Source organism: Parasphaerochaeta coccoides DSM 17374 (genome assembly GCF_000208385.1).
Classification (GTDB): Bacteria; Spirochaetota; Spirochaetia; order Sphaerochaetales; family Sphaerochaetaceae; genus Parasphaerochaeta; species Parasphaerochaeta coccoides.
This window is the reverse complement of sequence record NC_015436.1, coordinates 40553-52718: the sequence shown is the minus strand read 5'-3', so window position 1 is coordinate 52718 and position 12166 is coordinate 40553. Positions and strand designations below refer to the sequence as shown.

Sequence of the window (12166 nt, the reverse complement as noted above, 5' to 3'; positions counted from 1 at the left end):
CAGTGCTATCCCTGCCCTGAAATACTGTAAGATGCACTATATTTTCCCATGGTCAGGGGTATCGGATCAAACACATCCATCATCAAATTTTCAGTTTTTCAGAAAGGGCAAACAGTGATTGTCCTTTCTGGACTCCCCGTTTATTCACCTTGACAGCCATACAGGTCAAAGATAGAATAATGGAACAATGTTTCATTTTAAAAGTCGGCGAGAGACATTTATTTCTGTTAACCACGTCATGGAACGTTTCATGCCTCTCTTGACGCCTTTGGGAGTCGTCATAGGCATCATTGTCGGCAGTAGTTTTTCCATTGTCCAGCCACCCCGCGACGGATGGATTTCTCCGACAGTCACCATACTTTTCGGCTTCATGACTTTCTCCGGCGCTCTTTCCATGAATATAAGGGATTTCGTTTCTACCATCAGGAAACCACGGGACATCATCATTTTCTTCCTGGGCTCCCATGTCCTGCTACCGTTGCTGACATACCATGCGGCATCCCTCATATTCTCCGCGGAGACTGATATCCCCATAGGATTCCTGCTGCTTTTCTCCACACCCACCGCCGTTACCGGATATGTCTGGTCCTCCATCTACAAAGGCCACGAACCCCTGTCGTTGACACTGATCGTCATAGATACCCTCCTTGCCCCTTTCGTCGTCCCCCTGACCATCTCGCTTATCAGCGGAGCATCAGTTTCCATTGACAGCGCAAGCATGATGATGAGCCTCCTGTGGATGGTCGCCCTGCCATCAATCCTCGGCATGACACTCAACCAAGTGACCCATGGCCGAGTCTCTGATACTGTCGTCCATGTCCTGAAGCCTTTCGGAAAGGTCGCGTTGCTCATAGTCATCTGCCTCAACGTATCACGCATTGCCCCAGACATCTTGGCAATGACATGGGCTGACCTGCCCATAGCCATTGTCGCCTGTATAGCAGTGGCCGTGACCTTCATTGTCGGACGGCTGTTGTCCCTGGCCGGAGTCTCCGGACAAAAGGACAGGAACGTCAGCATGACATTCGCCATCGGACTAAGGAACATCAGCGCCGCCATGGTTCTTTCCATCAGCTTTTTCCCACCCCGTTCAGCCATCCCCGTCATCTGTGGCATCATCGTCCAGCAATCCATATGCGCCATCATGGGCAAGCTGCTTTTTCCTGTCAGGCAATCTCCCGCGCGGAAAGACACCGCCATCGTGAAAGACACTGCCCGCATCACGTGATACCAATGAAATAATGTCCCCGGAAACATGGGATACACAAGGAGCCAAGAATCATGAAAAACATCACTGACGTTGAGACCACAATCATCCGGCCTGAGAGGATACTCCAGTTCGGAGAAGGGAATTTCCTGCGGGCTTTTGTTGATTGGATGGTCGATATCCTCAACGAGAAGACCAGTTTCATAGGCAATATCGTAGTGGCGCAGCCTCTGTCCGGTGGCATGGGTGAGATGATTAACGCCCAGAAAGACTTGTACACCACCATCCTTCGTGGAGTCCAAAACGGAAAGACCGTTGAGGAATACCGGAGGATTACCAGCATCTCCCGTGTCGTCAATCCTTATGAACAGCATGAGGAATACATGAGGATTGCTGAGAACGCCGACCTGCGTTTCGTCGTTTCCAATACGACGGAAGCGGGCATCGCATACCATGAAGGGGAAACGCTTGACGACAAGCCGCAGGCTTCGTTCCCTGGGAAAGTGACAGCGTTCCTCTACCATAGGTTCCAGCATTTCGGCGGAGATGCCGCTAAGGGGTTGGTGTTCATTCCCTGCGAGTTGATAGACAAGAACGGAGATGCCCTGCGTGAAATTGTGCTGCGCCATGCGCACGAATGGCATCTTTGCGACAGCTTCATCCGCTGGGTCGAAGACTGCAATGATTTCTGCAACAGCCTGGTGGACAGGATAGTCCCCGGCTACCCCCGTGAGGAAGCCGAGGCAATCTGGGACAAGCTGGGCTACCGGGACAACCTGCTCGACACCGCCGAGATATTCCATCTCTGGGTCATTGAATGCCATAAGAAAACGTATGCGGATGAACTTCCCTTTGACAAGGCCGGTCTGAACGTAGTCTGGACGGATGACATGTCCTTCTACCGCACCCGTAAGGTTCGCATCCTCAACGGGGCGCATACCATGAGCGTTCTGGCCGCATGGCAGGCAGGACTTGATACGGTGGAGGAATGTACCAAGGATCCCCTGGTCAGCGCCTTCATGAAGAAGGGGGTATTCACAGAAATCATACCATCGATGGATGGAGACAAGGACGAGCTGGAGAAATATGCCGCTGATGTCCTTGAACGTTTCGCCAATCCCTACATCCGTCATATGCTGCTCTCGATAAGCCTCAATTCCATCAGCAAGTTCAAGACGCGCAACTTACCTTCCTTGCTGGGCTATTTCAAGAAAAAAGGCTCTCAGCCCTGCCTTTTGGTGTTCTCCCTGGCAGCCCTCATTTCTTTCTACCGGGGTACGGAACGGGAAGGAACGACTCTGAAAGGAGAACGCAACGGCATGACCTATCCCATCAACGACAGTCCGGAAGTGCTTGATCGTTTCGCGGGACTGTACGCGGAAGGCGGGAATCCCCAGACCATGGCAGTCCGGCTTGCCTCCGGAGTGCTTTCCGAAAGCGCGTGGTGGGGACAAGATTTGACCACAGTAGAGGGTCTGGAAGTGTTGACCGCTGGATACCTTGAGAAAATCTGGACCCATGGTGTCAGGAAAACCATGGAAGAATTGATTCAAGCGACAAGCGCATGAGGAACAACCATGTACGCGAATAAATTAGTGAAAATCAGTCCGACCGATGTCGTCGCCGTAGCCGTCATCCCCTTGGCAAAAGACACGACATGCACGGTGGACGGACAGGACATTACCCTGTTGTCGGATATTCCGGCAGGTCACAAGGTCGCTCTTGTGGATATCCCCAAGGGCGGCAAGGTGATTAAATACGGCTATCCGATTGGCGGAGCAAAGGAAGACATTCCCGCTGGCAGCCACATCCATACGCACAATGTGCGGACGCTGCTCTCGGAGAGCGCACAATACACCTATGATGAATCCTCCGCGGAAGCCTATATCTCCGCTCAACAGGCAGTGAAGGAAAAATGGGAGAAGAAATTCTCCACCATCAAGGCCTACCGCAGGGCGGACGGACGCATAGGCGTGCGCAATGAACTTTGGATTATTCCGACGGTCGGATGCGTCAATCGCATCAGTGAAAAGCTGGTGGAATGGGCGCGGCAGGCGTTCAAAGATATCCCTGCCGTGGAAAACATCCAGGTGTGGGGACACCCCTACGGATGCTCACAGCTGGGTACCGACCATGAGAACACGCGCGTCATTCTTGCTGACCTTGCCAGGCATCCCAATGCAGGAGGCGTACTGGTATTCGGCCTGGGATGTGAGAACAACACCATGAAGGAATTTAAGGAATTGCTTGGGCCTATGGATCCGGAACGCACCCGTTACCTCGTTGCCCAGGATGTTCCTGATGAATTGGAAGCGGGGAAACAGCTTCTCTGTGAAATTGCCAAAGCAATGAAGGATGACAAACGTGTTGATGTCCCTGTCAGCGAACTCGTCCTGGGGATGAAGTGCGGGGGATCGGACGGATTCAGCGGCATAACCGCGAACCCCCTGGTGGGACGGATGAGCGACATCCTCACATCCCTCGGCGGTACGGTCATCCTCACGGAAGTCCCTGAGATGTTCGGAGCGGAACAAGTCCTGATGGACAGATGCGTCAATCGGGATACCTTCATAAAGACTACAAAGCTGATAGATGATTTCAAGGATTACTTCGTCCGCCACGGACAGGTCGTCTATGAGAATCCCTCTCCGGGAAACAAGGATGGCGGCATCACCACGCTGGAGGATAAAAGTCTCGGTTGTGTGCAGAAAGGCGGCCTTGCGCCGGTACGCAATATCCTGGGATACGGAGAGCGTGTGTCCGCCAAGGGAGAGGACAAAGAGCTGACCAAGGGGTTAACTCTGCTCAGTGGCCCTGGCAATGACATTGTATCCACCACGGCTCTTACCGCGGCAGGAGCGCATATGATACTCTTTACGACAGGTCGCGGTACTCCGTTGGGCGCACCGGTTCCCACGGTGAAGATTGCAACCAATGACCGAATCAGCGAAATGAAAAAAGGATGGATTGATTTCAACGCCGGACGGATACTCCATGAGGATGTGGAAAAAGTCACGGAGGATTTTGTCAGACTGATTGCCGATACGGCATCCGGCCGCAAGACGAAGAATGAAGACAACGGGTATGCCGAGATATCACTCTTTAAAGATGGAGTAATCTTATGAAAAAGTTCATGGACAAGGATTTCCTTCTCACAAATAAGACCGCCGCGCGTCTTTACCACGAATACGCGGCCTCCGAGCCAATCTTTGACTATCATTGTCATCTGATTCCACGGGAGATTGCCGATAATCGCCGTTTTGACGGCATCACCGAAGCATGGCTGGGAAGCAATGGATACGGCGACCACTACAAATGGCGCATGATGAGAGCCAACGGAGTGAGTGAAGCCATAGTGACAGGTCCTGACGCCGACCCCTATGAGAAATTCCTTGCCTGGGCGGGAACCATGGAACGTCTGATTGGAAACCCCCTGTACCACTGGACTCATTTGGAATTGCAACGATATTTTGACATCGATGAGCCTCTGACGACTTCTTCCGCGCCAGCCATCTACAAAGCGGCCAATGAGAAGCTCGCCTCCGATCCATTCTTCTGTGTCAGCGGCATCATGAAGAAGTTCAACGTTTACGCCGTCGGCACGACAGATGATCCTATTGATGATCTTGCCGATCACAAGAGGATACTGGACATGAAGGATTCCCCCGCCAAGGTTCTCCCCTCCTTCCGGCCGGACAAGGCACTGAACATTGAACAGGAAGGGTTCTGTGCGTACATCCAGAAACTTGGAAACAGTACCGGTATTGACATCCAGACTGCGGGCGATGTCATCAAGGCACTGATAAAGCGGCTGGATTTCTTTGTCTCACTGGGTTGCAAGGCCAGCGACCATGCGCTCACTTATCCTCCTTTCGTCATGAAAAGCGATGCCGAGGTCAATGCCATCTTCCAGCGGAGCTTGGAAGGCGAGCGCCTTTCCCAGGAGGAGGTCGATGCTTACAAGACTCGCGTCCTGCTGGCGCTGGGCAGGGCGTATCACGACAGGAACATAGCCATGCAACTTCACCTGTCGGCCATCCGCAACGTCAATTCCCGGCAGTTTGCCAAACTTGGCCCGGACACGGGGTATGACGCGGTACATGACCCGGCAGTCTCCTTTGCCGCCAATCTTTCCCGTTTCCTTGACGAACTGGAAAAGACACGCCAGACGCCCAAGACAATCCTTTATTCCCTGAACCAGAATGACTATGAAGTCCTGATGACAGTAGGAGGCGGTTTCCAGGGCAATGTTCCGGGCAAGATACAGCTGGGTTCCGCGTGGTGGTTCTGTGATCACAAGGATGGCATGGAGTATCAGATGAAAAGTTTGGCGAACATCGGTTTGCTGTCCCGTTTCGTGGGCATGCTGACGGACAGCCGGTCTTTCCTCTCCTATCCGCGTCATGAGTATTTCCGCCGCATCCTGTGCAATATCATAGGTACGTGGGTGGAGGATGGTGAAGTCAACGGAGACTTCAATCTCCTTGGCGGCATTGTCAGGGATATTTCTTTCGGCAATGCCCAGACATACTTTGAGGGATGATGATGGCATATTCAGAATCCAGCACTGGCGATGATGCCAGACAGATGAGCGCAGTCTCCCGTACCATCACGGTACTGGAGACGCTTGCCCGCCACAGCAGCGTGAACCTGGAGAATCTGGCAAAGGAAACGCAGTTGCCCAAGGCGACTCTCCTGCGCTTTCTCTCCACTTTGACATCACTGGGTTACGTCCATAAAGATTCAACCGACCGCTACTCCCTGACTCTCAGGATGTTCTCTGTAGGCTCCCATGTCCTTTCTCATATCGACCTTCTCGATGTTGCCCGGCCATTTGCTTCCGAACTCTGTGAAAGATTCGGCGAGACAGTCCATATGGGCATTCTCACCGAGGATGAGGCTGTCTATATCTTGAAAAAGGAATCTTCTTATACGGTTCGGATGTATTCGCGGGTCGGCAAGACAATTCCCCTGTACTGCACCGCCATCGGCAAGATCCTGCTAGCCGGCATGGATGCCACGCACGTCTCTGACTATCTGGCCCGGACTGCCCTCAAGCCATTCACGCCCAAGACCTTGCGTACACCGGGGCAGATTTTCCAGGAACTGGATCTCATCTCTGCCAGGGGTTGGGCGATGGATGACGAGGAACATGAGGAAGGCGTCGTTTGCATTGGCGCGGGAATCCATGACTACACAGGCAGGACTGTAGCCGCCATGAGTGTCTCATGGCCGCTTTTCCGGTTCGTGGAAATCAACACGGCAGATGCCGCGGCTATCATCACTGACACCTGTGGCCGCATCTCTCGTATCTTGGGCAGAGAATCGTAGCACAGGGCTTTACGACAGCGGAATTACCTCCTATAGTTTTCCCATGAAGAACATCGATGCACAGACGACAGTCCTATACGATACTCCACTGGGCGTCATAGCCATCAGCGAGCGGAACGGCGCGATATGCGGCTTGGCATTTGAAAAAGGAAGGAAAGCGGACAGTTTGCCAGAGAGGGAGACGCCTCTCCTGCGGGAAGCAATCCGTCAGGTACGGCAGTATCTTTCCGGCACGTTGACCATATTTGACCTTCCGCTGGAAGAAAACGGAACGCTTTTCCAGAAAAAAGTCTGGGAAGCCCTCAGAACTATTCCGTATGGGCAGACCAGAAGCTACAAGGACATTGCCATCCACGTCGGCTCGCCTTTGGCTTTCCGTGCGGTGGGCATGGCGAACAACCGCAACCCCATTGCCATCATCACGCCCTGCCACCGGGTCATTGGCGCACAAGGTGACATGGTGGGGTACGGTGGTGGACTGGACATCAAGGTTTGGCTGCTTGAACTGGAAAAGAAGTCCGTGGCTTCTCACTGAAACCATAGGACAACAACAGGGCAACATCCCCGATTTCGCACTGATTGCGCACTGATTGCGAACAAAGTAAAAAAAGCTGGACGCAGAATTGTAAATGACGCTATACTGTCTTCCTCAATAAAGATATACTGACCCGTTCCCAAAGCATATCATATGTGCCGGAGTTGTTTGGTCATCTTAGTCTTACAAAGTGGGAACGCTGAATGAGAGAGAATAAATTAAGTATTGTGGTTTCTACGGGCATCCTGATGCTTATTGTCGCTTTTGTTTCATGTGATAGCAACACGGTTCCTGTTTCCAATTCCCATGAAGTACGCTTCACCTCAAATATAGCACGCAAAGCCATGGCTGATTCCGTATGGCAAGCCAATGATGAAGTCGGCATCTTCATGCTGGAACATGGTACTGGCACGGCAGCTACCGCACAAGCCGTCGGTCGCGGCAATAAACACTACAAGGCTGATACAGCCTCTCAGTCTTCCGGCTTCACTCCTTTTGATGCTGCCAATACTTTGAAGTGGGATGACCTTGGCATGAATCCTGCGCCATTCTTTGATTTCATCGCATACTATCCATATGTTACAAACACCAATGATATGCCAGAATTGGAAATAAAAATCACCGATAGCAGTACGGAACAGGATACCGGAAAAGCCGACTTCCTGTGGGGACGCACGAACAATGTCCAGAACAATACATCACAGGTGGCGTTGAAACTTAAACACCTGTTCTCTCGCCTGATTGTCAATATCGGGCCAAGTACGACCGTCGATGCATCTGCTATCAACGCTGGTGACCTTAGTATTGAACTCTCAGGTTTGAAAACAACAGCCATAATCAATCTGGATACTGGAGTCGTGACTCCTGACTCCTCTAATTCTGTTATCATGAGAAATATTTCCGATACCCTTACTACTATGGAACGACTTGCGGGAAAGCGCAGGTTTGAAGCAGTATTGGTACCTACGGACAATGCGACCGCTCTGTCTTCTTTTGTCCTGGACTTCTTCCTTGATGAAGACACCTACGAATGGGAGGCGGCTTCTGTCGCCCAAACTGATAAAGGTAAAATAGTCTTTGAAAGCGGCAAGCAATACGTCTATAACATGACGCTGAATACGGCTGCCGATAAAGTCGCCGTGGCTGCAATCCAGATTGGAATTGAGGATTGGGTCGATGGTGGCAGCATAAGCGGGGGAGCCGTCAAGTAGCAGGAGCTGCTATATATGACCAGGGGTCATTGCCCGGAAACCCGTGCAGTGCAACAACCCCTTTTATGTGCTGATGGAATTTCCCTGGATGGGACTTTCCCGTTATCTCTGTACGCGTCCTGAACCATCGCCCTTGAGCAAGGCTTCAACCTCGCTTTTGCGGCTCAAGTTGAAGTCTCCGTTGATGGAATGCTTGAGGGCGGAAGATGCCACTGCGTAATTGATGATGCGCTCCTCGTCGGCGGGAAATTCAGTCAGGCCGTAAATGATGCCTGCGGCAAAGGAATCTCCGCCTCCCACCCGGTCAACGATATCTGTAATCTCATACCTGCGGGACAGGTAGAAACCTGTCTTTCCGGAAAGAGCCGCTGACCAGCCGTTCCTGTCAGCACTGTGGCTTTCCCGCAGTGTGACGGCGATGATGGAAATATTGGGGAACTGCTTCTTCACTTCCTCGGTCAGCTTCCGGTATTGGTCGGTATCAAGCTCTCCGCTGGTCACGTCTACAGAAGCCTCTATGCCCAAGCATTTCTGGATGTCTTCCTCGTTGGCGATGATTACATCCGCATGAGCGACAAGAGTACGCATGACTTCGGGAGCCGTCTTGCCATAGTTCCACAGCTTCTTGCGGTAGTTGAGATCCACGCTCACCAGTGCCCCTGCTTTCTTGGCGGCTTTTGCGGCGGCAATGGCACTGTCCGCGGCTTTCTGGCTCAAGGCTGGGGTAATGCCGGTCACATGGAGCCAGCAGGCATCAGAAAAGATGGCGGTGAAATCAAAATCTTCGGGAGACGCCTCGGAGATGGAACTGCCTGCACGGTCATAGACAACGCTGCTCGCCCTTTGATTCGCGCCTGTCTCAAGGTAATAGATACCGACGCGTCCGCCTTTGGTTCTGAGAATCCGGGATGTGTCCACTCCATATTTGTTCAACTCACGGACAGCCGCTTCTCCGACTGCGTTGTCCGGCAATGCCGTGACAAAACGGGTTTTCTTTCCAAAAATTGACAGCGATACCGCTACGTTGGCTTCTCCACCTCCGAAAGTCGCCTCAAGGAGAGGGGACTGGAATAAGCGGTCATGTCCAGGGGATTTGAGCCTGAGCATGATTTCTCCAAACGTCACTATCTTTTTGTCGTGCATGAATTTTCCTCCGGATTATTTTCTGTCATATATATAGTTGTCATGGTATCCACAGTCTTCTGGATTTCAATGATATGGAGGAAAAACAACAAAGTCAACAATAATTGAAACAATGTTCCATTTTTAAGAATGGTGTGGTATCATGCTGTCAGTGTCCACGGCTGTCTGCAATGCCGCCGGACAATCACAGAATATCCCCCTGCGTTACGCAGAGGAAGAAAAGGGAGCATATATACCATGCATGAAGATTTTTTCAAACGCGTACATCAGGTCGGCATCGTCCCTGTTGTGAAGATTGATGACGCTGCCAGGGCGGAAGGTCTGGCCGGTGCCTTGATAGCCGGGGGCATTCCTGCCGTGGAAGTCACCTTCCGTACCAACGCAGCGGAAGAAGCGATCAAGCGGATTGTGAAAAAATATCCCGACATGCTCGTTGGGGCAGGAACTGTGACATCCCTTGCGCAAGCAAAGACGGCTGTCGCGGCAGGAGCGTCTTTCCTGGTTTCCCCCGGATTCGATGCCGAAGTCGTTGATTGGGCGATTGCCAAAAACATCCCTATTCTCCCCGGCGTCGCCACGCCTACCGACATCCTCCAGGGAATCAGGCGTGGTCTTTCAGTCCTGAAATTCTTTCCGGCGGAAGCCTCCGGAGGCGTAGGCATGTTGAAGAATTTCGCAGGGCCTTTCCCTTCCCTCTCATTCGTCCCTACCGGAGGGATAAGTCTTGACAACCTGGCCTCCTATGCCTCCCAAAGCAATGTCCTGGCGGTCGGTGGCTCATGGATGGTCAAGGATTCCTTGATTAACGCCGAAGACTGGGCGGCAATCACAAACATGAGCCGCAATGCTGTGGCGGCTCTCCAGGGTTTCTCGTTTGCTCATTTCGGCATCAACGCGGTTGACCGCACCGAGGCGGACAAGGCATCCAAGGGGTTCGAGGCTTTCAACATGATTACCAAGAACGGCAGCAGTTCAGCTTTCATGAATACGGAAATTGAAATCATGTTCTCCAAAGGTCGTGGTACTCATGGTCATGTCGGCTTCAAGTGTTTCGACGTTGAGCGCAGCATTGCCTATCTGTCACAATTCGGTCTGACTCCTGATGAAACGTCCTTCTCATATGATGCGAAGGGTACGTTGAAACTTGCCTACTTCAAGGAGCAAATCGGAGACTTTGCCGTCCATCTTATCCGTGCCTGATATATGGGCATGTGAACCTGAATCCTTTTTTCTGAGGTCATTTTTTTGAGGGGTTGTCGCAAAAGTGAAAGCTAAAGCGGCGACCCCATACTTTTTGACAAAACAGGCGGGAAGACAGCATAGCCCCGACGTCATGTTTTTTTTCTGTTCCAGAACCTCACATCGATACCTTCTTCCCGAACGAAAATAGGAACGGTTCCCTCGACCTTCACGCTCCTGAAATCCCCCTGCACATTGCGCAAACGAATCCCCCGTCCATCCACATGGGGAAGCCCCAGGAACATGTCCGATTCATCCGTAGAGACATTGCTTTCCGGCATCACACCGAAGGAACTGTCTTCCACCACCAATTCCGTTATAGGACGTTCAGGCAACCCCACAATGAACCCAGCGGACGCTTGGCTGCCTGTAGCCACGCAATCCCTTACCAGAATGTTTCCAATGGAAGGTGTAGTATCGTCAATAGGTTCGGGAGAAAGGGAAAAAAGAGACCCTTCTGTCGTGCCGCAACGGTAATACATGTTGATGGCCAGGGGACAAAGATTATTTCTCATTGTCAGCCGCTCGAACCGCAGGTCGGAGATAGCCCCGCCCCGACCACGCCTGGTCTTGATGCGGATGCCCCTGTCCGTACCATCAAAAAGACAATCTTCCGCGACCAGTCCGCTGATACCGGCAGCAGTTTCGCTGCCAATGACAATGCCGCCATGGGCACTCCTGACCGTACAGCCGGAAACCCTGACATTCCGGGTAGGCCGTCCTGCCGCAATGCCATCAGGGCCGCTGCCGCTTTTCAGTGCAATGCCATCATCCCCGACATCAACCAGACATCCAGTGACCATGACATCCTGGCAAGAATCAATGTCGATGCCATCGGTGTTCGGTGCATCGGCAGGATTGATAATCTTCACATCACGGAATGTCAAACCGGAACTGAATACCGGATGCAGCGTCCAGAACGGACTGCCTGTCAATGTAACGCCTTCCACCGTGACCCTGGTACTGTCAAGAATCTGGAGCAAAGGCGGCCTGAGGAACTGGCACTGACGGCCTCCCCCTCCCCCTGGCTGGTCGGCATATCCAGGGTTGAGAGCAGCAAGTTTCTTCTCCATGGGAGTTTCCGGCTTCATATGAAGGGCACGCTTACGCCGTGCGCTCTCCCACCATGACTTCCCGCTGCCATCAATGACACCTGTTCCGGTAACAGTCACATCATGAGATTCTGAAATGAACAGGCAGGGATGCATGCACCAACAGGAGACACCCTCCCAGCGCGAATATACAGGGACATACAAATCTTCATCGGGGATGAAAACCAGACGAGAGCCCTCCGCAAGGCGAAACGTGATGCCGGAAGCCAGCGTCACCGGGCCGGTATGCCATGTCCCGGAAGGGATGAGTACTTCTCCCCCATGACGGGAAGCCTCCGCGACCGCGGCGGCAATGGCAGATCCGGCATCATGTCCGGCTCCTTCGACAGCTCCAAATTCCCGTATGTCGAAAATCTTCATCTCTGCATCCTTTACTTTCGCTGTATCT

General features: G+C 52.4%; 10 protein-coding genes. 8 read left to right on the top strand and 2 right to left on the bottom strand.

What is annotated here, in order from left to right; genetic code table 11:
- The first annotated feature begins 250 nt into the window (after window positions 1–250).
- The 7 genes from SPICO_RS00240 to SPICO_RS00210 all read left to right on the top strand — a co-directional run bounded on the left by SPICO_RS00240 (window position 251) and on the right by SPICO_RS00210 (window position 8284).
- The gene (locus SPICO_RS00240) at window positions 251–1228 is read left to right on the top strand and encodes a bile acid:sodium symporter family protein (protein ID WP_013738687.1); all 978 of its coding nucleotides are present in this window, start codon (window positions 251–253) and stop codon (window positions 1226–1228) included.
- A gap of 53 nt (window positions 1229–1281) precedes the next feature.
- Window positions 1282–2775: a tagaturonate reductase gene (locus SPICO_RS00235; protein WP_013738686.1), complete on the top strand. Its 1494-nt coding sequence runs from the start codon at window positions 1282–1284 to the stop codon at window positions 2773–2775.
- Window positions 2776–2784: 9 nt separating this feature from the next.
- Window positions 2785–4332, top strand: a complete 1548-nt coding sequence (locus SPICO_RS00230) for a UxaA family hydrolase (protein ID WP_013738685.1) — start codon at window positions 2785–2787, stop codon at window positions 4330–4332.
- Window positions 4329–5750 (top strand): glucuronate isomerase, encoded by a 1422-nt coding sequence (gene uxaC / locus SPICO_RS00225; RefSeq protein WP_013738684.1) that lies wholly within the window; start codon window positions 4329–4331, stop codon window positions 5748–5750. Before SPICO_RS00230 ends, uxaC begins: the two co-directional genes overlap by 4 nt.
- A 2-nt stretch (window positions 5751–5752) precedes the next feature.
- Window positions 5753–6538: an IclR family transcriptional regulator gene (locus SPICO_RS00220; RefSeq protein ID WP_013738683.1), complete on the top strand. Its 786-nt coding sequence runs from the start codon at window positions 5753–5755 to the stop codon at window positions 6536–6538.
- Between the two features lie 43 nt (window positions 6539–6581).
- Window positions 6582–7073 (top strand): methylated-DNA--[protein]-cysteine S-methyltransferase, encoded by a 492-nt coding sequence (locus tag SPICO_RS00215; RefSeq protein ID WP_013738682.1) that lies wholly within the window; start codon window positions 6582–6584, stop codon window positions 7071–7073.
- A 203-nt stretch (window positions 7074–7276) separates the two neighbouring features.
- Complete coding sequence (locus tag SPICO_RS00210) at window positions 7277–8284, top strand: fimbrillin family protein (RefSeq protein ID WP_013738681.1); 1008 nt, start codon at window positions 7277–7279, stop codon at window positions 8282–8284.
- A 102-nt stretch (window positions 8285–8386) separates the two neighbouring features.
- Here the strand turns inward: SPICO_RS00210 and SPICO_RS00205 are convergent, their stop codons facing one another.
- A complete protein-coding gene (locus tag SPICO_RS00205) occupies window positions 8387–9427 on the bottom strand; it encodes a sugar kinase (RefSeq protein WP_013738680.1) in 1041 nt (346 codons plus the stop codon).
- A gap of 237 nt (window positions 9428–9664) precedes the next feature.
- Here SPICO_RS00205 and eda point away from each other — a divergent pair, with 237 nt between their 5' ends.
- Window positions 9665–10627 (top strand): bifunctional 4-hydroxy-2-oxoglutarate aldolase/2-dehydro-3-deoxy-phosphogluconate aldolase, encoded by a 963-nt coding sequence (eda, locus tag SPICO_RS00200; protein WP_013738679.1) that lies wholly within the window; start codon window positions 9665–9667, stop codon window positions 10625–10627.
- 131 nt (window positions 10628–10758) lie between these two features.
- Here eda and SPICO_RS00195 read toward each other — a convergent pair whose 3' ends face one another.
- Window positions 10759–12138, bottom strand: coding sequence for a glycoside hydrolase family 28 protein (locus SPICO_RS00195; RefSeq protein ID WP_013738677.1), 1380 nt, complete (start codon window positions 12136–12138; stop codon window positions 10759–10761).
- Window positions 12139–12166: the final 28 nt, after the last annotated feature.